We start from the raw sequence: 23,239 nt of genomic DNA, 5'->3' as shown, positions 1-23,239 counted from the left end.
TGGTTAAGGGAACTGATTTCACAGCACTAAGGGTTTGCACGAAATGCCGGATGCAGCCGTGGCATAATGAATATGCAAGTTACTAAGCTGATTGTTACACGTGCTAACGGTACTGAAGATACGCGACTGGGGAATACCGCTAGTTACACAATTTCGATATTATTGACTTCGACTTTCCCATTCACGGGATTTGTAAGCGTATCGAAACGTACTTTTTGCCGTTCAGCCAGTTTCTTTATACCAGCACAAGTTAAGGAAGCACGGAGGACGCGAAACTGGGAATTGGTGCCTTCTTCCTGAACGTAACCAAAACCTTGTTCAGAATTAAAGAATTTCACGGAACCATTGATCATTTTGGGGTGCAATCGGTAATGACCAAAAACGGTTCAGTACTTATGTACGGTCGCTTGGTCCGAAAATACTACCTCATGAAAAGCAATATTTCGTTGTATACATATTGCACACCCAGACATACTGTTTCAACGAAATTCAACTTTAATATGGCTTTAGTTGATCTGGTCAGGAGGTGCGTATAGGCACATGGATTGTGTAAACTAAAACTTGCTCTTATTGCCATTAGATCAAGCTAAGTGGGATAAGGCATAACAATTATTATAATTTGGAAGAGATCTATTTTCAATTACAGCAGGGCGTGATTTTTCGTCTTGAGCGATGCCCTACACTGTGGCCAAAGGAATGGCCCCGTTTGTCAGACTAGGTCTCTTGGGTAAATATAGTCGCACTGGAGTGCTGTGTGATCATATTTGCAGCATCTTCCAGCACCCCTAAAAAACTTAGGTCTCAACGCTGACTGCCGCTCACAGAGTGATCTGCTTCATCAACGGAGAAGTTCTTTACCAATAGCTTCTTTAGCAAGACGTAGTGCTTTAAGGCGAGACGTTTTTTCGCTTACCTTCATTGCCCGCTCTTCTTCATCGGTAAGTGCTTTTTTCTTGCTTTTTTCGATCGCAGCAAAACGATCTTTAGCGCTTGATATTGAAATACTAGGCATATTGAGGGCCTTTCTGTCAGAGTTAGGGCTACACAATAAGTGTAGCCCTGATCTTTTATCAGTCTTGCAGCTGTAGGTTCACAGCTGAAACTTTGCCATCGCGGCCATTTTCCAGCTCATAGGAGACCTTCTGGCCTTCTTCGAGACCCATAAGTCCAGCGCGTTCAACAGCTGAAATGTGAACAAACGCGTCTTTTGCACCATCATCAGGAGAGATGAAGCCGAAACCTTTTGTGGAGTTGAAGAATTTTACAGTGCCGATTGTCATTTTTGTACCTTGTAACTATACCCGAAATTAAGCGGGCGTGTAGCCCATGTTCGATATGTACATGGGGCGCAACATTCTCAAAATCAGGGGAAGCTTAGCAAACCGCAGAAAAGATAGCCTATGATGGCTGTAAACGTACGACGCACTGATAGTTGTTTTTTGATCTGATGTCAAATAAATAGGCGATTTATGTAGAATATTCTATAGTTAACGAAATAGTAATACGTCATGATCGCAAGAAATTCATATAATTTTACAAGATTTTATTTTGATAATAATAAATATTTTTACAGTGAGGAATACCAGACTTTTGAAAAGATACTTACGTCTATTTAGAGTGTTCGTCATCGACACTTTATGGCAGATCGATTGAATTGAATAAGAGAGTATTTTGGCCATGATCACAACGATAGGAGTGAGATATGAGGCCAAGCACAAAGACTCCCACTCGGGTACTCAAAAAATTCTCTTCGTAGATAGTATCAACTCTTGATAGAAACATCCGAATGTCCGTCGCAAGCACTTCGCGACTAACAGGATCTCTGGAATTTTTTATTTTAGCACCTACAGCAAACGATCGGCTTGTCCCACACCCTCACTATTCAAATGCATGAACGAGACAAACTGCTCCGGATTAGGGCACCTCGATCCAATGAGCATCCATATGCCTCTCCCGCAGTGAGCCCTTACACCACGAAAAACGCTCTTCACTTCAAAAACCATCCAATAAAAAAGCGCCGCAGCAGCAATGCTCGGCGCTTTAGGTAGTCTTGAAACTCTTGCCAGCTTAGCTGACGCGGGCGATGCAGAAGTCGACGGCATCTTTCAGAGCCACCTTGGCAGGGCCATCAGGCAGACTGGACAGGGCGTCAATGGCGGAGGCGCCGTAGTCGCGGGCACGCTGAACGGTATCAGCCAATGCGCCGGTCTCATTAAGCAGCTTGATTGCGTGATCCAGATCGCCGTCCTTGATGTCACCATCTTCCAGACAACGCTTCCAGAACGCCTTGTCCTCATCGCTGCCACGCTCCATGGCATAGATGACGGGCAGTGTGATCTTGCCTTCGTGGAAGTCGTCGCCGATGTCCTTACCAAGATCAACGGTCGCGCCGCCATAATCCAGCGCATCGTCAACCAGCTGGAAGGCATAGCCAAGCTCAAGGCCAAACTTGCGCGCAGCAGCACGCATCTCATCGCCTTTGTCGGCAATCTCAGGGCTCACTTCACAAGCAGCTGCAAACAAAGCAGCGGTCTTGGCCTCAATTACCTGCAGGTAGGTCTCAAAGGTCGTTGTGGTATCCTGAGCTGCACCCAACTGAAGCACTTCCCCTTCAGCAATAATCGCGGAAGCTTCAGACAGAATGCGCAGCGCTTCCAGCGAGTGCACATCAACCATCATCTTGAAGGCCTGCCCCAGCAGGTAATCACCCACAAGAACACTGGCCTGGTTGCCCCAAAGCTTGCGTGCTGCCAGCTTACCGCGGCGCATATCGCTTTCATCGACAACATCATCATGCAGCAGGGTTGCCGTATGCATGAACTCTACAGATGCAGCAAGGATGACATGTCCCTTGCCCTCGTAGCCAAACATCTGCGCAAACGCCAGTGTCAGCATCGGGCGCAACCGCTTTCCACCTGAATCAATCAGATGGCGCGCAATTTCCGGGATCAGCTCAACGTTAGAACCGGCTTTGGAGAGGATTAGCTCGTTCACCTTCTCCATGTCACCAGAAACAAGCTCAACGAGCCTTTGAATTCCAGCTGGTTTGGCTGTCTGTGATTGAAGACCAACTACGCCCACGGGATACCTCTATTTTGATTCCAACGGGACAATAGGTGTGTAGGTCAGTTCGGGCAAGCTTTAGTAAGAATTTGCTGCCAATAAAGTGGTGTCCAATGAATAATTTACCAATCACAATTGGTTTTTTTGCCAATATGAGCCTCAACCTGCATAATTTCTAGTCAAATAGCCAGCTCCCACCAAGAGGAAACCAACGTGGAAGAACTCATCAGAACAACAGATCCGGTCCTCATTTCACATCTCGAAGCGTTGCTGGGGGGAGCAGAGATCATGTATTTTGTCGCAGACACCAACATGAGCATCCTCGATGGCTCTCTTGGTTTCCTGCCACGCCGTATCATGGTGGACGCCGACCGGTTCGACGAAGCCTGCCAGATCATGCGCGATTCCGGACTTGAGCATTATCTAAAAGACGCGTGAATACTTCTCGCTAGATAAACAATAGGGATTGCATGAAACCCGGCAGCCTGTATCAGTGCGTCATTGCGATTTTTCTTGATCCGGCACCGCCATGACCAACCCTGAAACACCACAATCTCAGCAGCAAATCACCCGGGACAAGTTCCTTGGCGGTAAAGTCATGGTGGAACAACCAGCCAAAGGCCGTCACAGAGCTGGCCTGGACGCGGTCTATCTGGCCGCCTCGCTGCCCGATGGCACCACCGGAACGCTCTACGATCTGGGCACCGGCGTCGGCACCGCAGCCTTTTGCGCTGCCCACCGCCTGCCGCAGATCAAAGCCGTTGGTGTGGAACTTGACCCAGTCACCGCAGCACTGGCCCGCAAAGGACTATCCCTACGAGAAAATGTGGGCTTTGCTGATCGCGTTTCGATTCTGGAAGCCAACCTCACCGCAAAGGGCAGCATTCGCCATCAAAGCGGTCTGGGCTCATCCATCGCAGATCACGTGATCATGAACCCGCCATACTACGACAGCGCCCGCTTCCGCGTCACACCACATTCAGATCGCGCCCCGGCTCATGCGCTGGACGAACGCGGCATCGAACCGTGGATCAAGACCGCCAAGGACCTGCTCAAAGACGGCGGAACCCTCTCCATCATCTTCCGCGCAGATGGCCTGCAGGACCTCCTCGGCCCTATGCAGCGCCGCTTCGGGGCCATCGACATAATCCCGATCCGCCCCACAGCAAACGCCCCTGCAACCCGCATCATTGTGCGCGCCGTTGCAGCCAGCAAAGCACCGCTGCAGATCCTGCCCGGCTTCACCCTGCACGAAGAAGCAGGAGGCGCCTTCACACCGCAAGCCACAACAGTCATGCGCGACGGAATGGGACTAGGTCTCTCAAACCGCTAAGTCACCCGCCAACAATCTGCTTTCAATATACGTTTTTCTGCCTATTATGATCATAAGGCGCAACTGAAGCGCTCAAGACCCTAAAAAATACGCGGGAGCGGAATACGTATGAGCAGTAAGGTTGATCTACCAAACTCAATCGAAGAAACCCTCACGCTCTTAAGTTCTGGCGGGTATTTGGCAGATCGTTCGCTCGCAACAGTGCTCCATCTCTCCTTGCGCATGCAACGCCCGCTCTTTCTGGAAGGAGAAGCTGGCGTCGGCAAAACCGAGATCGCCAAGGTCCTTGCCGCAACCCTCAACCGCCCGCTGGTGCGCTTGCAGTGTTATGAGGGGCTGGACGTCACCTCCGCCGTTTACGAGTGGAACTACGCCGCGCAGATGGTGGAGATCCGCATGGCAGAGGCCTCCGGCAGCGTCGACCGCGAGAACCTCAGCACCGCCCTGTATAGCCCGCGCTTCCTGATCAAGCGCCCGGTCCTGCAAGCTCTCGAAACCACAAAACTGGGCGCTCCGATCTTCTTGATTGATGAGCTGGACCGCACCGATGAGGCCTTCGAAGCCTTCCTGCTGGAAGTGCTAGCCGACAGTCAGGTGACCATCCCCGAGCTAGGCACCATCAAAGCCGAAGAGCCGCCCATCACAGTCATCACCACCAACCGCACCCGTGAGATCCACGATGCCCTGAAGCGCCGCTGTCTGTATCACTGGGTCGATTACCCGACTGCCGAGCGCGAGCTGCAAATCGTCCAAACCAAGCTGCCCAATGCCGCCGCCGATCTCTCCGCACAAGTCGTCACCTTTGTGCAGAAGCTGCGCGAGGACGAGGCCCTCTTCAAAAAGCCGGGGGTCGCAGAGACATTAGACTGGGCAACGGCCCTGACTGAGTTGCAGGAGGTCGCCCTAGATCCGGAAATGGTCTCGGATACGCTTGGCGTCCTGCTCAAATATCAGGAAGACATCGACCGCATCAAAGGCTCCAGAACCCGCGCGATCCTTGATGAAATCCGTATGGACGCCAACTCACAGGCCTCCGTTGCCGGCAACATGCCCGCCCAGACCCTGTAGCTGTGCCCATGCCGGACACCCAAGGCCCCACTCCTTCCCCGCGCCCACCCCATGGGCGCATTACCGAAAACATCGTGCATTTTGCCAGGACCCTGCGCAAAGCAGGCCTGCCTGCGGGGCCGTCTGCTGTGGTGGATGCCGTCAGCGCAGTGACCATCAACGGCATTGAGAGCAAGCAGGACCTTTACTGGACCCTGCATGCTGTCTTCGTCCATAAACGCGACCAGCAACCAGTCTTTGATGAGGCCTTCCGCCTGTATTGGCAGAGCAAAGGCCTTGTCGAAAAGATGCTGGCTCTGCTCTCTCCCGTCGCCCCGGCAGGACAACGCGAGGCAGAAAAACCGCGCGCCGCCCAATCCCGTGTCGCCAATGCCTTTGAGGCCGCCAAACAGCGTGAGGCCAAAGAAACCAAACCGCTGATTGAGGTGGACGCCCGCTTCACCGTTTCAGAAAAGGAAGTCCTGCAGAAAAAGGACTTTGCCCAGATGACCGCTGAGGAGGTTGCACAGGCCCGCAGATCCCTCGCCCACTTCACCATGCCAGCAGATCAAATCCGCTCACGCCGCTTCAAACCAGTGCACTCACACACGCCCGGCAAACAGGTCGACGCCAGAAGAACCATGCGCGCCACACTGAAAGCAGGCGGGTCTATCATCGACCTCAAACACAAAGCCCCTGCGCGCGTGCACCCACCCATCGTCGCCCTCTGCGATATCTCCGGCAGCATGAGCCAGTATTCGCGCATCATGCTGCACTTCCTCCACGCGCTCTCGGAAAAACGCAAAACGCATACATTCCTGTTCGGCACCCGACTGACCAACATCACCCGCGCCCTACGCATGAAGGACCCGGACGAAGCCCTCGCCGCTTGCACCGATGAAGTTGAAGACTGGTCAGGCGGCACACGCATCGCCAGCTCCCTGCAGACCTTCAACCGCACATGGCTCAGACGCGTCAGCCATGGCGGACCCGTTGTCTTGCTCATCACCGATGGACTGGAGCGGGAAGCATTTGACGAGCTGTCCGTCGAGATGGACCGCCTGCACAGGTCGTGCCGACGACTGATCTGGCTCAACCCGCTGCTGCGATACGATGAATTTGAAGCCAAGGCCCGTGGCATTCAGGCAATCCTGCCTCACGTCGACGAGTTTCGTGCAATCCATTCACTGGATGCGGTCAGTGATCTTTGCCGCGCCCTGAATGACAAGCGTATAGACAGTGCATATGATGCCACCCCGAAGTTTCTCCAGAGCATCCCGCCTAAAAGCCCTGCGGATTACCCCTAGGAGTTCGCTCACCCAACACACCACCAGCATGACCATGAAAAGACCATGGCAGGCACAACCACTTAGTCCATTCCCATGACACTTAAAGTACTTTTGCACCTTGTAAGAACAGTTTCCGATATCTACGCCAAGCGATTTAACATCAACCGCGACGAGGTCTGGTATCTGGCCAAACTTCAGGAAGAGCTGGGTGAGCTGACCGCCGCCCATATGAAAGCCAGTCGTCGTGGCCGTGCAGGTGCGGCAACACCAACCGAGCTGCACACGCAAAAAGAAAATGAGGCCGCCGACCTGCTCGCCCATCTTCTGCTTTATGCTGACCGCAACAATCTGGATCTGGAAAAAGGCATCCGCCGTAAATGGATGGCCCACCTGCCAACCCAGAGCAAATCGGATCAGGCTATGGAAAAACACAGCTGACCGGCCTCAAAAGCCAGTTGTTTCAAACCGCTGGCTCTTACTCAGCGGCTCGCCTTGTTATGGTGATGGGCTTGCTGTGACTTGCCAGCTGCCCTTCCCAGCGATCTTGCCCGGTCATCCGCATGCTGCTTTTGATGCGGGAAAGGTCATCAAACAACAAGAGTTCCTCGTCTCTCACACCCCAATTAGAAACAAAGAACAAGTCACGGTCCATGCACTCGCTCGCCTTCGCGTTAAAGCCAGCGCGCTTTGGCTTGCTGCCCAGCTCCAACTGGCACACACGTCCCTCAGAGCTCAGGTCAACATGCCAGCTTCCCGCCAGGTTCGCCGCATAGGCGACCGGTTTTGGCTCAGGCTCCGCGTCCTTACCAAATGCAGCTGCAGCCGTAGAACCAGAGCTAAACGCTAATTCAGAACCCGGTTCCAGAACCACCTGCTCTGATCCATCCGTTGCCTGCGGAACAACCGCGCCATCTCCATTGTAATAGGGTATGCCTTGTGTGATTTGGTCAGGAGCTGCGCTCTCACTGTCGGTTGCCTTGGCTGACGTGTCCAGATCAGCCGCGCGGTTCAACTCCGCGCGCCCGCCAGCACTTTGGCAGCCAGCAAGCGCCAACATGCTTGCGGCAACAACAAACCTTTTCATTCCATTCCCCCCAGAACGGCATTCTTATGTCTCGCAAGATCTGACGGGGCTACGACCCCAGCCGGACGAGACGAAGCGCAGGGCCCCCACCCTCTTTCGCTTCATTCCAACCGCCCGTCTCACTCCTGCGAAAAGATCCGATCACCTCACTCTTGTGATCAAACAGGACCAATGCATCCTCTTCTATAGTCCATGCCCACACATTCGGTCTACCAAAACACACTGAACTTGCAGCATAATTTGCGCCAAACTGGGCAGTCTTCAATTGCAATGCACAAGGCCTTTGACCACCGGCGCGCACGACCGACCATTTGCCAGCAAGCGCAGCCGCTGCCGCACGCTCTGCCTCTGGTTTTGCAGGAACTGGCACACTGGGTTTGGCCCTGGCTTTCATCACCGCAGGTTCCACCAGATCAGCCATATCGCCACTTTGGTGTGGCATGCACCCAGCTGCAGCAAAACATATTGAAATCAAAAGGGTTCTATATTGCATGACTACCCCAGACCATGCACAGGTAAACCATTCAAACACCCACGTCTGCTACCTGCACGCGCCTCCCCAGTCTCCCACTGCAAACGATTTGAATCAAATTAATATATCAGACTAGTAAGTCCAGACGGGGTTTGAACAGAAAAAACTCTGAGCTATGCACGAATAAGTTGATTACATCAAAGACTTGAAAGCATTAGCCACCCTGAAGAGGGTGCCCGAGTTCCAAAAAAGACTGAGTTCCCACCCAGCGACTGCGACAGTCAAATTACCCTTCCTGTATAGGACGGCAAAACTCATCAGCTTCCTGAACGGCCTCCATGGGCACCAACGTCAGCGTGTACGCCTCAGCGTCAGCATCTACATCGTCTTGCGCAACAAATTGATAGACACCATCAAGCCAGCAGCCGCCCATCGTGAATTCTGGCAATTCGTTAAAATCCAGCGATCGTACATCATCTTGCGCGCCACCATCATCAAACAACCACTGGACCACAAGGGGCACATCCTGACCGGAGCTTTCCCGCGCCCTTACAAGGTCATCGCGTAAAGCAGTGCAAGAGGCTTCATCCAGATCCCCCAATTGGACACGCAAATGCGCCATCAAACTGTGATAGGCCGGAGGAGGATAGGCAACAGAGAAACTAAACGGCTTGGCCTCTTCACCCTCAGGGGCCTCCACAGATGCCCCGACAACCTCCCACCTTGGAACCGGCGTTTTGCCATCACCAGCCACACAAAGCGACAGATCAACCTGCTGCGCGGAAAACGCTGAGCCAGACCAGAAGGCAGACAAAACCATGACCAATGTGAAATTTCTCATATAGCTCTAGTTCCCCGCTGGCCGCACAAATTCTGCAAGCTGAAGCGCCCAAAGCGCTGTTGATCGGTTAAAGCACTCCATGCCCCGAACAGAGGCAGGCTCCCGTTGTAGGTTCAGAACATACGGAATGTTGCAGGCACTATTTCGAAATGCCTCCCAGGTCCGGCTAGCCTCACCCAGCTCGGTTCTGGCTGCACTTTCCTGCCGTCGCTCCAGGTTCGTATCAACATCAGCAATCAGTCGCTCCCAAAGCGCTGTTTCTCTTGAATAACATTCCCGCACGTTGGTGGTGCTGTCATCCTCCTGCTTCTCAAGGCAAGCTTCAAACACCCGTCCAATGCACTGGACTCTGGGGTTGAACGCAAGCCCCGCTTCTTGAAGGCACTGATCAAACACCATCACATCTTCAGACTGCGAAATACGGGAGCCTTGGGCAAGCGCAGCACCTGACAAACCCAGAGCGGCAAGTAACGCCAAACAACGAACAATCATCGCACACCTTCAGTTAGGAAAGCGCAGCTTAAGCACTGAAGCTTAAGCCAGATATAGTTCGGTGCATCCAATTGCGGACTGAGCAGATTTATTCTTAACAAGGCTCTGCCAGCCTTGCTCTATTTCAACAAAAAAGGGTCCCGGAGCGCTGCCCCGGAACCCTCTCAAAAACCTGAATAATCTCAGGCTTTAAATCTTAGCGGTAACCGTAGGAACCGTCTTTCCACTCGTACCAAACGTAACCTGGCAGAGACACGTCACCTTTTTCATCAAAGGACAGCTCACCCAGAACAGTGTCGAACTTGCCGTTGTTCAGTGCGTCGACAACTTCGTCATAGTCAGTGGAACCTGCAGCAGAAGCAGCTTTCGCCCATGTCTGGATCGCAGCATAGGTGTAAAGTGCGTAACCTTCAGTGGTCTTGCCAGCAGCTTCAAGAGCAGCCACAACAGCAGCAGCTTCAGCGTTGTTACGTGGGTCCGGCGGGAAGGTCATCAGGGTGCCTGCGCCAGCAGGACCGGTGATGGACCAGTACTCGTCAGTCACAAGAGCGTCACCTGAAACCAGAATGGTGTCCATGCCCTGATCAACCATCTGACGCTTCATCAGACCAGCTTCAGTGTGGTAACCACCAACGTAAAGAACGTCGACTTTTTCAGACTTCAGCTTGGAAACCAGCGCGGTGTAGTCTTTTTCACCAGCAGTGTAAGCTTCATAAAGAGCTTCCTGCTTGCCAGCAGCGTTCATCACAGCTTTGGTCGCATCAGCAAGACCTTTACCGTAAGCAGTCTTGTCGTGGATCACAGCAATGTTCTGATCGCCGAATTCGGTCGCAAGTGTGGTACCTGCAACTTTACCCTGCTGGTCATCACGGCCACAAACACGGTAGGTGCCAGGACCAGGACGCTCGTCAGTGTACTTCGGGTTGGTGGATGCTGGAGTGATCTGAACGATGCCCTCTTCAGCATAAACCTGAGAAGCTGGGATAGAAGAACCGGAGCAGAAGTGACCAGCCATGAACGCTACGTTCTTACCAACCATCTGGTTTGCAACAGCAACAGCCTGCTTAGGGTCACATGCATCATCACCAACTTCCAGAACAAGCATCTCGCCGTTCACACCGCCAGCTGCGTTGATGTCAGCAACAGCCTGTTCCGCACCAGCTTTCATCTGCGCACCAAACGATGCGTACTGACCAGTCATTGGGCCTGCAGTAGCAATAACGATTTCAGCCATAGCTGCGCCAGACATTGCCATAGCAGCAACACCGGCAACGCTTGCCAAAAGATACTTTTTCATAAAAAAACTCCCCAACTCAGGTGCATTTCTTAATTGAAATTGAACGGGAAACAGCAATGTCTCCCATTTGAGCAGGCAAACCCCTCGCCTGCTCGATGCTTCCAACAATGAGACCTCTCCGTGCTCATCATCCGGATGCATAGCCAGTCACTAGTGTGAACCAGAACTGACCAGATGCGCAACAATTATCTAAGTAATTTTGCGAATTAGTAATTATCTTTCTGACCAGGTTTCAACGTCCAGCCAAATGGACCCACCTTCTGATAGAGCCAGCTATACTGAGTCACCATCTGCGTGGTCCGTGTCATGCGATAACTCGCCAGCGCGATGCCTATGAGAATCGCGTAATCCACCACAAGATACTGAATAGAAAGCAGAGGCTCTTCAAACAGTGCAAATGACAGGAACCGGATCGCAAGGGTCAACAGGAAGATGAACCAGAACAGGATCGGCAACGGTCGCCACGTGGTCGCAACAGAGCGACCGGTAGCAGCAGCAGCCAAACCGCCAAGAATAACCACCAGGACAATAAAGGCAGACATAGAGCTGCCGTAAAGAATACCCATCTCTTCGCCTCCTTAGTGCGCGCCGCCTTCAAGATAAGCTGCCTTCACCTCTTCACGAGACAAAAGCTCCTTACCTGTGCCGGTCATGGTAATTGTGCCGTTGACCATCACGTAGCCCCGGTGAGCCAGCTTGAGTGCGTGATACGCATTCTGCTCAACAAGGAACACAGTCAGACCATCCGTACGGTTCAGCTCCCGGATCGCATCAAAAATCTGCGACACGATAATCGGAGCCAAACCCAGAGACGGCTCATCCAGCAACAACAGGCGCGGACGGCTCATCAGAGCGCGGGCAATCGCCAGCATCTGTTGCTCGCCGCCAGACAAAGTCCCGCCGCGCTGCTGTTGACGTTCTTTCAAACGCGGAAACAGCTCAAACGCACGGCGCAGGTCTTCCTCAAAATGCTCGTTCCCGGCAACCATACCGCCCATCATCAGGTTCTCTAGAACCGTCATGCGTGGGAAGATACGGCGTCCTTCCGGTGACTGGGCAATACCGGTCCGCATAATCTCGAAAGTCGGCTTGTAGGTGATGTCCTCACCACAATACGTCACCGAGCCTTTGCGAGCCTGCGGGGTACCGCAAACGGTCATCATCAGGGTGGATTTCCCCGCTCCGTTCGCCCCGATCAGCGTCACGATCTCACCATCATACACATCAAGATCAACGCCGTGCAGCGCTTGGATCTTGCCGTAGAAGGTTTCTACTCCGCGAATGCTCAGGAGTGGTTGTTGCGCGTTCATAGACCCACCTCCTCTTCAACCAACTCCACTTCATCATCCTCAACACCCAGATAAGCCGCAATCACGTGCGGATCGTTCTTGACGAACTCAGGGGTGCCGTCGGAAATCTTCACGCCGTAATCCAGCACCACCACGTGGTCGGAGATTTCCATCACAACAGACATGTCATGCTCGATCAGCAAAACAGAGGTGTCGTGCTCTTTACGGATGTATTGAAGCAGATTGTTCAGCTCCAAACTCTCTTTCGGGTTCAAACCAGCAGCTGGTTCGTCCAGACAAAGAAGCTCAGGGCCAGTACACATGGCACGGGCAATCTCCAGTCGGCGCTGATCGCCGTAGGAAAGATCAGCCGCAGGCGCATCCGCCCGGTCGATCAGATCAATCCGCTCCAGCCAGTACTTAGCAGTTTCAATCGCATCCACATTGGACTTCTTGTAACCACCCAGACCGAGCAGACCACCAATGGTCCAGTTGGAGGCAACCATCAGCGGATTATGCTGTGCCACCATCAGGTTTTCCAAAATGGTCATCCCGCCAAACAGCCGGATATTCTGGAACGTACGGGCAACCTTCGCGTCCGCCGTAATCTTAAAATCCGCCATCCGCTCCAAAAGGTGCTTTTCACCAATGGACCGGTTCATGACCAGACGGCCTTCAGTCGGCTTATAAAAGCCGGTGATGCAGTTAAACACTGTGGTTTTACCCGCACCGTTCGGCCCGATCAGCGCAGTAATATCACCGCGCCCCACGTTAAAGCTCAGGTCGTTGATCGCCGTCAATCCGCCAAAGCGCATTGTCAGGTGCTCAACCTTCAGAACAGGGTTTGTGTCCCAGGTGCTCATCCGTGGCCCTCCTGAACAAGATCGGCAGAGATGCCCTTTGCGTTTTTGGAAAGTGCCACACTCGGCGTTCTGCTTGAGATCAATCCACGTGGTTTCCAAACCATGATCACCACCATGATCATACCGAAGACAAGCATGCGGTATTCTTCAAACTCGCGGAAGAATTCGAAGCCACCGATCATCACAATCGCAGCGATCACCACGCCGATCTGTGAGCCAAGACCACCCAAAACCACAATCGCAAGAATGATCGCGGATTCAAGGAAGGTGAAACTCTCAGGAGAGATGAAGCCCTGACGCGTTGCAAAGAAAGACCCTGCAAAGCCAGCGAACATCGCACCAAGAGCAAAGGCTGTCAGTTTGGTTGTCGTTGTGTTGATGCCAAGAGCACGGCAGGCAATTTCATCCTCTCGCAAGGCTTCCCATGCACGACCAATCGGCATCCGGCGCAAGCGCATGGTTACAAAGTTTGTAAACAAGGCCATCGCGAAGATGAGATAGTACAGGAAGATAATGCGATGGATACTGCTAAACTTCAAACCGAAGAAGTCCGCAAACCCACCTTCACCGCGGGTAAACTCCAAGCCAAAGAAGCTAGGACGTGGAATGCCGGAAAGACCATCAGGACCACCGGTAAACTCGTACCAGTTCAGCAGCACAACGCGGATAATCTCACCAAACGCAAGCGTTACAATGGCTAGATAGTCACCTCGAAGCCTCAGTACCGGGAAGCCCAAAATGATACCCCAGAACGCAGCCAGAATACCGGCCAGCGGCAGGCAGAGCCAGAACGAGAACCCGAAGTAGTGCGCCAGCAACGCGTAGGAGTAAGCCCCCACCGCATAAAACGCCACATACCCAAGGTCGAGCAGGCCAGCAAGGCCAACCACGATGTTCAGGCCCCATCCCAGCATCACATAGGTGAGCACCAAAATGGCAAGGTCAATATACTGACGGGACCCACGAGCACCCAGCCAGAACATCAACGCAAATGGAAGCACTACCGCCAGCGCAACCATCGCGTACTTCAGAACACTCGTAGTGCCGTTCCCCAAACCGCCTTTTGGCAGAAAACCGGAAAGCCCGATGCTTGGCGCATCGTCACGCTTCCAGAAGAACATATTCATCAGAAAGCGACCGGCAAACACGGTGACCACCGCAACCGCAACCGCAAACCAGCGGTGCTCAAGGAAGAGTTCCGCACCACGCCCGGATGCCACGTCAACCTTAAGACCCACCATGACGCAGGCAAGTGCAAAGGTAATCACCGCACCGCCCAAACTGTCTTTCAAACTTGCAACAAGTAAGCTGTCTCTTTGTCTTGCTTGCATTATACCTTCTCCACCTCAGGTTGGCCGAGAAGACCTTCCGGCATAAAGATGAGCACGATCGCGAGGATCGAGAACGCAGCCACGTCCTTGTATTCAACTGAGAAATAACCGGACCAGAATGTCTCGATCAGGCCAATCAAAAGACCACCAAGCATCGCGCCCGGCAAAGACCCAATTCCGCCCAGCACCGCAGCGGTAAACGCCTTCACGCCGGCAAGGAAGCCAATGTAGAAGTCCACAACGCCGTAGTAGAGCAGGAACATCAGACCCGCGACGGCAGCCAGAGAAGCGCCCATCACAAAGGTCAGGGAAATGGTGCGGTCAACGTTCACACCAAGCAGAGCAGCCATCTTGCGGTCCTGCTCACAGGCACGCTGCGAACGACCAAGACTTGTATTGTTGATGAGGTAGGTGAAACCGAGCATGAGGATAACGGTCGTCACCACGATGAGGATCTGTACATAGGACAGGTTCACCACAAAACCGGACCCGTCAGCACCACCATCTGTCAGCTGAAATCCGCCAGAGATCAGCGGCTGAAGCGGCTTGTTCTTCGCACCCTGAGAAACCTGAACGAAGTTCTGAAGAGCAATTGATGCACCAATTGCAGTAATCAGCGGCGCAAGGCGGAATGAGCCACGCAAAGGCCGGTAAGCAATTCTCTCGACTGTCCACCCCCAAACAGCCGTCAATGCCATGGCCACAACCAATACGAGAGCCAAAGCTAAAATCAAAAGAAGCACTGGAGTAGCAGCTGTAATTCCAAGTGCGACAATTATAACAAGTGCAATGAAAGAACCGACCATGAAGATATCGCCGTGGGCGAAGTTAATCATGCCGATGATTCCATAGACCATAGTATAACCAATGGCGATGAGGCCATAAATGGACCCAAGCGTAACGCCATTGATAAGTTGCTGGAGAAAGTAATCCATGTTTTATTTTGTTCCCCGAATGAGATCAGCTATTAGTTGCTGTCCGATCTGAACGCCTCCGATTTCAGACCCCCGATATTTTAAGGTAAGCTCCCCTGTAAGTATATTACCCATATTTATAAGCCCGTATATTGGAACTTTTATACGATTTCTACGCATAAAACGCATTTTTATTTCGTAAGAGCCGAAACACCTACAGCTAACCGCTCAGGAAATTTTACAAAGACAGCAATTGAGAATGAATTTTCGCAACTAAAACGTGAATCTCCCTCACCCAATTGGGAGATTTTTATGTAAATTTGTAATATATCATGATTGATTTATACTGGGCCTCGCGACAACGCAACCGCAAGATGACACCTGAAGTTTTTTGATGGATCGCTAACCAGCTGCCATCAAGGGGTCTAGGCACCCAAGGAATTGGAGAGTTCGCTAGTCAGGTGAGCGTTATTTCGACACCACAACAATGCCACGGCTAAGATTTGAGTCTGAATCAACTCCAGACATCGCATCGTGCAGCTCAGACATGGTTATCCAGACAGGCGGGTATTTGTATTTCGCCACATCCAGAATCAGCACTTTATCGTTGTCTTCATCATAAGCAGCCACGGGTGAAATATGCCCTGCACCGTCTTGATCAATAGCCTGCCGCGTGTAGTTGATGACCAACCGCTTATCAGTATCCTGCAGGGTTTCTGTAACGATATCACGTAGTTCGTCGGTTGTCAGATCACTGGCATAATGGAAATCCGACTGCACGCCAAGATTAGCAAAGAAGGTAGCTAACTGTTCCAGATTCATGCCACTTGTGAAAACACCCAGATAACCCTTCACCTGCTGATTTTCAGGCGTAAAGACATTCTCTTGAGTAAAGTAACCGTAGGGACTGAGAAGCAGCACTGGTGGACGGGGCACATCCAGACTGTTTAGAACATTAGCAATTGTCGCCGGTCCGCAAAAAGTAACGACCTTCTGTGTCTCTAAATAACTTGCCAGCGGAAAGTAATCCGACTTGATTTCAGAGTCCTCAAAGAGGCTTTGACCCGCAGGTTCGGTCAGATAAATGAGATCGTCGTCACTTGAAAAGGCACTGCCTGCATAAGCCCCAGTCAGGAGCAGAGCAGCGCCGAATATAGCAAGTCGGTTGATTTTCATCATCACTTCTCATTTTCGGCTGGCTGCCAGAAACTCGAAACTCTGCGAATTGACCAAAGTTACATTGAGCGTCTCGCCAAGCACTAGCCTTATCCTATTGCTGATACCATTACTTTTGCTATGCGATCATGCGACGATACTCGTCAAAATGGACATAATATCGGCATCACATAAAGGTCACTCGCAGGCACTATATTTTAGGATGAGTTCTAATCTAAACCAGTCTCTGGTAAAATGGTCGGACACTCATTGTTGAACTAGCTTTTCTCTATAAATATCTATAATTACTCTAATTCGAATACCGTCATTTTTAGACGACGAAACCCTACTAATAGACGCTACATAGTGTGAACCAGAGAGCGTATCTCTGGGAATATCTTGGAACGAACTGAATGACGACAGCTATAACCATGGCGCCACTTGAGAATAACAACAAGACACTGGCATCTCACGAGTTTAGAGAGGCTATGAGTCGTTTGGGCGCATCGGTTCACCTGCTCGCCAGTGCTGGTCACGCAGGCCGTGTTGGCGCAACCGTTTCCTCTGTGTGTTCCGTTTCTGACAGTCCCGCGACCCTGCTTGTCTGCCTCAACCGCAGCGCCCGCGTAAACCAGATCGTCAAAGACAACGGCGTCTTCTCCATCAACACGCTCGTTCACGATCACACAGACCTGTCCAACGCCTTTGCAGGCGAAGGTGATCTGCCAATGGAAGAACGCTTTACAAAAGGAAACTGGGGCACTCTGGTAACCGGCAGTCCAATTCTGGAAAGCGCGCGAGTCAGCTTTGATTGTCACATTAAAGAAGTGACAGAAGTAGGCACCCACTCTGTTATCTTCGGTGAGGTCGTTGCAGCACGGCTGGGTGAGTTTGCCCCAGCCCTGATCTACCTCGACCGAAACTATCATTCTGTCTAAGATACCGGCTCCTATTCCATTTTCTAAAATAGGAGCCCTTTATCTCAAATTTGTTTGCGCGTATCACTGATAAGGGCATACCCTTTTTGGGTCTGCGATACTTTTTGTAATTATGGCTTGGAGCTTGATCAGCCCATAGCCATGCCCGCCACGTGCTCTTGAGCGCATTTGCGATAAGACTAACACGTGGGCGCTGCGTGAATTTTTCGAAAATGACTTAGGGAAGTGCCATGACCTCAGCCCAACGCAATCTGATTACCGACGTTCCGGGATTGAAGGTTGGAAACGCCCATTGCGAAAAAACCAAGTCAGGGGTCACCGTTCTCATTCCGGACGAACAAGCCGTAGCCTCCGCCGCCATCATGGGCGGCGCTCCCGGCACGCGCGACCTCGCCCTGCTGGAGCCGGAGCAAACCGTCAACGCCATTGACGCCCTTGTCCTGTCAGGTGGCTCTGCATACGGGCTGGATGCAGGCAGCGGCGTACAGGTCCGGCTGGCAGAACTCGGCAAAGGTTTTCGTATCGGCAGTGCTATCATTCCAATTACCCCCACAGCCATTCTATTCGATCTTCGCAATGGTGGGGATAAGTCATGGGGCAGAAATCCCATCTACCGCGAAATGGGGATCGAAGCCGTAGACAACGCCGCAGAGGAGTTTGAACTCGGCACCGCAGGCGCAGGCTTTGGCGCCACCACCGCCGACGTGAAAGGTGGGCTGGGCTCTGCCTCTTTCACGCTGCCAAACGGCGGAACGGTCGGCGCTCTGATCGCCGTCAACGCTCTGGGCCGCCCCACCATTGGCGACACCCCTTATTTCTGGGCAGCGCCACAAGAACAAAACGCCGAATTTGGCGGACTGGGCTGGCCAGCAGAAATGCCGGAGACCGCACACCACGTACAAACCAAATTCAGCCTCGGCACAATTGACGTATCCCCAAGCGCAAACACCACCATCGGCATCGTTGCCACCGACCTGATCCTGACCAAGTCCGAATGCAAGCGCATCGCCACCGCCGCCCACGACGGCTACGCCCGCGCGCTCTGGCCAGCCCACACGCCCATGGACGGCGATCTGCTCTTTGTGATCTCTACCGGCAAGCGGAAAATGCAAAACCCCATGATCGACCTGCTGGAGCTTGGCGCCTACGCCGCTCAGACAGTCTCCCGTGCCATCGCTCGCGGTGTGTACAATGCCAAAGAGTACCCCGGCGATACGGTACCAACCTGGCAAAGCCGATACGGATCACGAGAATGTTAACTCGCAGATACAACTGGTTCGGGTAAGCTACAAAACAACGCAAGAAAAACCTAAAAAACGCAGGATAACGCAAAACGGCGCAAATCAGCGCAAACCGTAAGCTACACTGACATTTCCGCTGTATTTTTTGGGATGAAGAGCCCGTTTTCTTGAAGGAAAACAGGTGACAATCAAGTTTTGCCCACTGGCAAAAAAGGTGCGCCGCCTCCGGTGTTGGGATCAGAGGCGACGCGGGGGAACAAAGGACGATGCGTTGCGGTAAATATACGCCGCCCTTTGTTATTCCAGAAGGCTCTCCCGGTTTTATGTAACCGGGAGAGCCTTTTTCTTAGGCTGGTTCCGGCTCAGCCTTGTGACCATCAGAAGCATTATCTTCCAATTCTTTCAAGGAGTTCTTCGCCTTGCCCTGTCCAGCACCCTCACCCGGACGGATCCGGTAGAAGATGATGAACAGCAGCGGAACAGCAATCAGTGTCAGCACCGTCGCAAACGCCAGACCACCCATAATGGTGACAGACATACTCGCGAACATCGGATCAACAATCAGCGGCGCCATACCAAGGATCGTCGTGATCGCCGCCATAGACACCGGACGCAAACGAGAAACACTCGCACGCACAACAGCATCAAAGCGATCTCCGCCTTCTTCCAGCTGCAGGTCGATCTCCTCCAGCAGAACGATCGCATTCTTGATCAGCATGCCCGACAAGGACAGCACACCAAGGATCGCCATGAAGTCCAGCGGAAGGCCCGTTCCAAGCAGCCCGATCACAACACCGTTGATAGACATCGGCACAATCAGCCAGATGATGAGTGGTTCCCGCACCTTAGAGAACAGCAGGATGGAGATAACAATCATCACAAGGAAGGTAACAGGAACCTTCGTACCCAGCGACTCGTTCGCATTCTTGGAGTTTTCGTACTCACCACCCCACTCCATGGAATACCCATCAGGAAGCGGAACAGCCTCAATAACTCCACGAATTCGAGCATGCGCAACCGACGCCAACTCATCCGGCGCACTCGCACCAAGCACACTAATGGTCTTCACACGGTCCCGGCGACGGATCAAAGTATCTTCAGCCACCGTAGCAACACCGGATGTGACCTGATCGATCGGCACGTACTTGCGCTGCTGAGAGCTCCAAACCAGTGTGTTTACAAGAGCTTCGGACGCAGTCTCGCCTTCTCCGCGCTGACGTTTCACGATAATCGGAATGTCTTCATCCAGATCACGGTAACTACCTGTACGGATACCATCAGAGGTAAACTGAACCGCAGTCGCCAGATCCTGACGCGTAATCCCGGCAATCCGCGCACGCTGCTCATCGAACTTCGGCTGCATCACCAGCTCACGCTCACGCCAGTCCGTTCGCACATCACTCAAGCGATACTGAGGATCCTTGAAGATCGCCATCATGTCCTCGGAGATCTGACGCAAAACATCAGCATCCGGACCAGAGACACGCGCCTGCACATCAGCACCGGACGGAGGACCAAACACCAGACGTTCCGTGTACACCTGTCCCTGAGGCAACTCGGCAAAACCGAATTCGCGGATCTTCACTGCCAGATCATCAATGATATCCGTATTTTCCGTACGAACGATCACCTGACCATAGTTGGCACTACCATCCTGCGAAGCGTAAGTCAGCATGAAGCGGGTCGCGCCTTGACCGATAAAGGTATTGGTTGAAACAACACCCGGCAAAGACAAGATCTCGTTTTCCAGCTTCTCCATGTCACGTGCAGTCGCGTGAATATCGGTACCGTGAGGCAGCCAGTAGTTCACATAAAACAGCGGGGTCGCGGAGTTCGGGAAGAAGGAGTTTCCAACAAACTGGAACGACCAGAAGCAAACAACGGTCACACCGATCAGAACCACCAGCGACAGCCAGCGCAGCTTCAAGGTCAGCACCAAGGTTTTGCGGAACATGGTGTACATGAAGCCACGGTACGGATCATGCTCATCACCGGAGATGGAAGCCATCTTGAAGAAGTACTTACCAAACAGCGGTGTAACCAGGATCGCGAACAACCAGGACATCAACAGGGAAATACCAACAACCGCAAACAGCGAGAACATGAACTCACCGGTACTGTCACTGGAAAGACCGATACCAGAGAACGCCATGATCCCGATAACGGTTGCGCCCAGCAGCGGCCACTTGGTCTGCTCAACAACGGTCGACGCTGCTTTGATCGGCCGCATACCACGTTGCATGTTGATCATCATTCCTTCGGCAACAACGATCGCGTTGTCCACCAACATGCCCATGGCGATAACCAGCGCACCAAGCGAGATACGCTCAAGCTCAATCCCGCCCAGTTTCATCAGGAGGATCGTGGAAAGCACGGTCAGCAGCAGGACAGATCCAACCACAACAGCAGCGCGCCAGCCCATGAAGATGCCAAGCACCACAATCACGATGGAAACCGACATCACAAGGTTCCACACGAAGGAACCAACAGCCTCGTCAACCACTTTGTGCTGCTCGTAGATAGGAACAATTTCCATACCAACAGGCAGGTTCGCACGCAGCATATTCAGATGAGCTTCAACGTCCTGACCAACAGCCACCACGTTTGTATCTTCAATCGCAGCAACGCCCAAAGTAACCGCTCGCTGACCGTTATGACGCACAAGAACCTTAGGGTTCTCAGGCTCCTGAACAGAAAGCGTTGCCACATCCGAAAGGCGAACCATCGCCGTGGACCCCGGATTACCGATCATTAGGTTCTGAATGCTGCGGTAACTGTCAAAGGCAGAAACAGTCGAGATGCGAATGCGCAGGTCGCCGGAAACCGTTGTGCCGTTTGCCTGAATTGCGTTTTCTGCATTCAGAACATTCTGCACATCAGCAATGGTAATACCAAGCTGTGCCAGTCGGTCCTGATCCATCGCAATGACGATCTCGTCCTCAGGCAAGCCAAGCACAGAAACCTTAGCAACATTATCGACAGTCAGCAGCTCGCGGCGCAGTTCCTTAACGGTCTTGCGGATATCCCGGTTGGAGTATCCATCAGACGTTAAGGCATAGTACATGCCAAACACATCGCCAAAGCTGTCGTACACAATTGGAGTACGCACACCCGCTGGCAACTGCGGAATTTCATCATGCACTTTGCGGCGCAGCTCATCCCACACCTGAGGCAACTCGCTGCCGTCATATGTGTCTTTCATTTCCACCTGAATACGGGAAAGACCCGGTTCAGATGTACTACGAACCTGTTTCAGCTGAGGCATCTGCTGAATGGCACTCTCGAGCCGCTCAGTGACTTCCTCTTCAACTTCTGCAGCGCTTGCACCCGGATAGGAGGTGATTACCTGCGCTTCTTTAATGGTAAATGCCGGATCTTCCAGTCGACCAATGCCGCCCAGAGCCCAAATGCCCCCTAAAAGAGCAATCAGAACAACCATCCAGACATTGACCGGCTTCTCAATTGAGTAGCGTGCAATATCCATTTCAATAACTCCTAGACGCTACTCTTACAGCTTAGGTACGATCTGCTGGTTTTCGCTCAGATGGCTCACACCGGCTGTAACAATCATTTCGCCGTCATTGAGGCCAGTGAGCACTGGAATGTAGGCTCCAAGCACAGTTCCCAGCTCGACTTTGCGACGACCCACACGCTTCTCGTCTTCATTAACAACCCAAACGTAAGGGGTCTTGTCTGGTGAAGATCCAACAGCGGAGGTTGGTACGAAGAACGCAGTATTGTGAGCTTCATCAAGAGCATTCAGCTTCACTTTGACACTTGCAGTCATGCCCGGAATGATGTTGTACCCAGCAGCATCCTTTACCGCCAAAGTTACGCGGTAGGTCTGAGCGACCTTGTCAGCTTCGGTACGGTGTTCACGATATTCCAGCGGAAACACTTTGCCCGGATGAGAAGGAAACTCTGCAGTCATCTTCAGAACAGATGTCTCAGTTGCCTGAGCAAATAACCGTTCAGGCACATCGATATTGATGCGCACTTCACTCATGTCCTGAACACGCGCAATGCTCGTCCCGCCATTGATAATGGTGTAGTTATCGAGCAGACGAGAGGTTACGATCGCATCGTAAGGCGCCTCAATCCGTGTGTAGCCCAAATTCTGCTGCGCTTTATCAAGGGTAACCGCAGCAAGGTCGAACGCAGTCTTTGCGTTATCATATGCACCTTCAGAAATGACCTGCTTGTTTTTCAGCGTCTCATAACGCTTCAGGTCTTTCTTCTTCTGCTCATAGTTCACTTCAGCTTCGCGAACCGCATTCTCAAAATCAGTTGGGTCGAGAGCTGCAATCAGGTCACCCTTTGCAATGCGCTGACCTTCAACCACCGGCAGTTCAACAAGCTGACCAGAGACACGGAATGCCAGATCCACGGTCTGAACCGCATCAACACGGCCGGTAAAGTCACGGGTAAAGAGGTCATCAACCTCGGAAACGACCATGACACGAGCTGGGCGAGGCGCAACTGTTTCAGCTGCCTCAACAACTTCTTTTTCCTGACAACTTGCAAGCAGCAGAGCAAGTGCCCCGACAAAAACAGGTACACCCAAGCGCCCTATTCTACTTTTTCCGCTTA

General features: G+C 52.4%; 24 protein-coding genes. 7 read left to right on the top strand and 17 right to left on the bottom strand.

Annotation, left to right across the window (positions count from 1 at the left end; genetic code table 11):
- Positions 1 to 143: 143 nt before the first annotated feature.
- From IE076_RS23085 to IE076_RS11055, 4 genes are all read right to left on the bottom strand, one after another.
- Entirely contained in the window at positions 144 to 353 is a 210-nt protein-coding gene (locus IE076_RS23085; RefSeq protein WP_189436820.1) for a cold-shock protein, read from the bottom strand.
- A 485-nt stretch (positions 354 to 838) separates the two neighbouring features.
- Complete coding sequence (locus IE076_RS11065) at positions 839 to 1,012, bottom strand: hypothetical protein (RefSeq protein WP_189436819.1); 174 nt, start codon at positions 1,010 to 1,012, stop codon at positions 839 to 841.
- Between the two features lie 58 nt (positions 1,013 to 1,070).
- Positions 1,071 to 1,280: a cold-shock protein gene (locus tag IE076_RS11060; RefSeq protein ID WP_189436818.1), complete on the bottom strand. Its 210-nt coding sequence runs from the start codon at positions 1,278 to 1,280 to the stop codon at positions 1,071 to 1,073.
- 787 nt (positions 1,281 to 2,067) lie between these two features.
- Positions 2,068 to 3,081: a polyprenyl synthetase family protein gene (locus IE076_RS11055; RefSeq protein ID WP_189436817.1), complete on the bottom strand. Its 1,014-nt coding sequence runs from the start codon at positions 3,079 to 3,081 to the stop codon at positions 2,068 to 2,070.
- Positions 3,082 to 3,276: 195 nt separating this feature from the next.
- Between IE076_RS11055 and IE076_RS11050 the strand changes: the two genes are divergently transcribed.
- The 5 genes from IE076_RS11050 (at position 3,277) to IE076_RS11030 (ending at position 7,170) form a co-directional block, all read left to right on the top strand.
- Complete coding sequence (locus tag IE076_RS11050; RefSeq protein ID WP_189436816.1) at positions 3,277 to 3,501, top strand: putative signal transducing protein; 225 nt, start codon at positions 3,277 to 3,279, stop codon at positions 3,499 to 3,501.
- A 91-nt stretch (positions 3,502 to 3,592) separates the two neighbouring features.
- Complete coding sequence (locus tag IE076_RS11045; RefSeq protein ID WP_189436815.1) at positions 3,593 to 4,396, top strand: tRNA1(Val) (adenine(37)-N6)-methyltransferase; 804 nt, start codon at positions 3,593 to 3,595, stop codon at positions 4,394 to 4,396.
- Positions 4,397 to 4,504: 108 nt separating this feature from the next.
- Positions 4,505 to 5,464, top strand: a complete 960-nt coding sequence (locus IE076_RS11040; protein ID WP_189436814.1) for an AAA family ATPase — start codon at positions 4,505 to 4,507, stop codon at positions 5,462 to 5,464.
- 8 nt (positions 5,465 to 5,472) lie between these two features.
- Positions 5,473 to 6,750 carry a vWA domain-containing protein gene (locus tag IE076_RS11035; RefSeq protein WP_189436813.1) on the top strand — a complete coding sequence of 426 codons (1,278 nt, stop codon included), beginning with the start codon at positions 5,473 to 5,475 and terminating at the stop codon, positions 6,748 to 6,750.
- 75 nt (positions 6,751 to 6,825) lie between these two features.
- Positions 6,826 to 7,170, top strand: coding sequence for a nucleoside triphosphate pyrophosphohydrolase family protein (locus IE076_RS11030; RefSeq protein WP_189436812.1), 345 nt, complete (start codon positions 6,826 to 6,828; stop codon positions 7,168 to 7,170).
- A gap of 37 nt (positions 7,171 to 7,207) precedes the next feature.
- Here the strand turns inward: IE076_RS11030 and IE076_RS11025 are convergent, their stop codons facing one another.
- The 11 genes from IE076_RS11025 to IE076_RS10975 form a co-directional block, all read right to left on the bottom strand.
- Positions 7,208 to 7,816, bottom strand: coding sequence for an AprI/Inh family metalloprotease inhibitor (locus tag IE076_RS11025; RefSeq protein ID WP_189436811.1), 609 nt, complete (start codon positions 7,814 to 7,816; stop codon positions 7,208 to 7,210).
- Between the two features lie 49 nt (positions 7,817 to 7,865).
- The gene (locus tag IE076_RS11020; RefSeq protein ID WP_209009033.1) at positions 7,866 to 8,258 is read right to left on the bottom strand and encodes an AprI/Inh family metalloprotease inhibitor; all 393 of its coding nucleotides are present in this window, start codon (positions 8,256 to 8,258) and stop codon (positions 7,866 to 7,868) included.
- 316 nt (positions 8,259 to 8,574) lie between these two features.
- Positions 8,575 to 9,129 (bottom strand): hypothetical protein, encoded by a 555-nt coding sequence (locus tag IE076_RS11015; RefSeq protein ID WP_209009032.1) that lies wholly within the window; start codon positions 9,127 to 9,129, stop codon positions 8,575 to 8,577.
- A gap of 6 nt (positions 9,130 to 9,135) precedes the next feature.
- The gene (locus IE076_RS11010; protein ID WP_189436809.1) at positions 9,136 to 9,621 is read right to left on the bottom strand and encodes a lysozyme inhibitor LprI family protein; all 486 of its coding nucleotides are present in this window, start codon (positions 9,619 to 9,621) and stop codon (positions 9,136 to 9,138) included.
- A 196-nt stretch (positions 9,622 to 9,817) separates the two neighbouring features.
- On the bottom strand, positions 9,818 to 10,918 hold the full coding sequence (locus IE076_RS11005; protein WP_189436808.1) for a branched-chain amino acid ABC transporter substrate-binding protein: 1,101 nt from the start codon (positions 10,916 to 10,918) through the stop codon (positions 9,818 to 9,820).
- A 206-nt stretch (positions 10,919 to 11,124) separates the two neighbouring features.
- Positions 11,125 to 11,484: a DUF6867 family protein gene (locus IE076_RS11000; protein ID WP_189436807.1), complete on the bottom strand. Its 360-nt coding sequence runs from the start codon at positions 11,482 to 11,484 to the stop codon at positions 11,125 to 11,127.
- Between the two features lie 12 nt (positions 11,485 to 11,496).
- Complete coding sequence (locus IE076_RS10995; RefSeq protein WP_189436806.1) at positions 11,497 to 12,228, bottom strand: ABC transporter ATP-binding protein; 732 nt, start codon at positions 12,226 to 12,228, stop codon at positions 11,497 to 11,499.
- A complete protein-coding gene (locus IE076_RS10990) occupies positions 12,225 to 13,070 on the bottom strand; it encodes an ABC transporter ATP-binding protein (protein ID WP_189436805.1) in 846 nt (281 codons plus the stop codon). The genes IE076_RS10995 and IE076_RS10990 overlap by 4 nt, the downstream gene beginning before the upstream one ends.
- Positions 13,067 to 14,401 carry a high-affinity branched-chain amino acid ABC transporter permease LivM gene (gene livM / locus IE076_RS10985; protein ID WP_189436804.1) on the bottom strand — a complete coding sequence of 445 codons (1,335 nt, stop codon included), beginning with the start codon at positions 14,399 to 14,401 and terminating at the stop codon, positions 13,067 to 13,069. The genes IE076_RS10990 and livM overlap by 4 nt, the downstream gene beginning before the upstream one ends.
- Positions 14,401 to 15,336 (bottom strand): ABC transporter permease subunit, encoded by a 936-nt coding sequence (locus IE076_RS10980; RefSeq protein WP_189436803.1) that lies wholly within the window; start codon positions 15,334 to 15,336, stop codon positions 14,401 to 14,403. The genes livM and IE076_RS10980 overlap by 1 nt, the downstream gene beginning before the upstream one ends.
- A 447-nt stretch (positions 15,337 to 15,783) precedes the next feature.
- Entirely contained in the window at positions 15,784 to 16,494 is a 711-nt protein-coding gene (locus IE076_RS10975; RefSeq protein WP_209009031.1) for a phytochelatin synthase family protein, read from the bottom strand.
- A gap of 389 nt (positions 16,495 to 16,883) precedes the next feature.
- Here IE076_RS10975 and IE076_RS10970 point away from each other — a divergent pair, with 389 nt between their 5' ends.
- Both IE076_RS10970 and IE076_RS10965 read left to right on the top strand, forming a co-directional pair.
- Entirely contained in the window at positions 16,884 to 17,408 is a 525-nt protein-coding gene (locus IE076_RS10970) for a flavin reductase (protein WP_244649650.1), read from the top strand.
- A 230-nt stretch (positions 17,409 to 17,638) separates the two neighbouring features.
- On the top strand, positions 17,639 to 18,667 hold the full coding sequence (locus IE076_RS10965) for a P1 family peptidase (RefSeq protein ID WP_189436802.1): 1,029 nt from the start codon (positions 17,639 to 17,641) through the stop codon (positions 18,665 to 18,667).
- A 328-nt stretch (positions 18,668 to 18,995) separates the two neighbouring features.
- Here the strand turns inward: IE076_RS10965 and IE076_RS10960 are convergent, their stop codons facing one another.
- Together IE076_RS10960 and IE076_RS10955 are read right to left on the bottom strand one after the other, a co-directional pair.
- The gene (locus IE076_RS10960) at positions 18,996 to 22,133 is read right to left on the bottom strand and encodes an efflux RND transporter permease subunit (RefSeq protein ID WP_189436801.1); all 3,138 of its coding nucleotides are present in this window, start codon (positions 22,131 to 22,133) and stop codon (positions 18,996 to 18,998) included.
- Positions 22,134 to 22,157: 24 nt separating this feature from the next.
- Entirely contained in the window at positions 22,158 to 23,213 is a 1,056-nt protein-coding gene (locus tag IE076_RS10955) for an efflux RND transporter periplasmic adaptor subunit (protein ID WP_209009030.1), read from the bottom strand.
- Positions 23,214 to 23,239: the final 26 nt, after the last annotated feature.

The sequence above is a fragment of the Pseudovibrio japonicus genome (genome assembly GCF_014651595.1).
GTDB lineage: Bacteria > Pseudomonadota > Alphaproteobacteria > Rhizobiales > Stappiaceae > Pseudovibrio > Pseudovibrio japonicus.
This window is presented reverse-complemented; position numbering and strand designations above follow the sequence as displayed.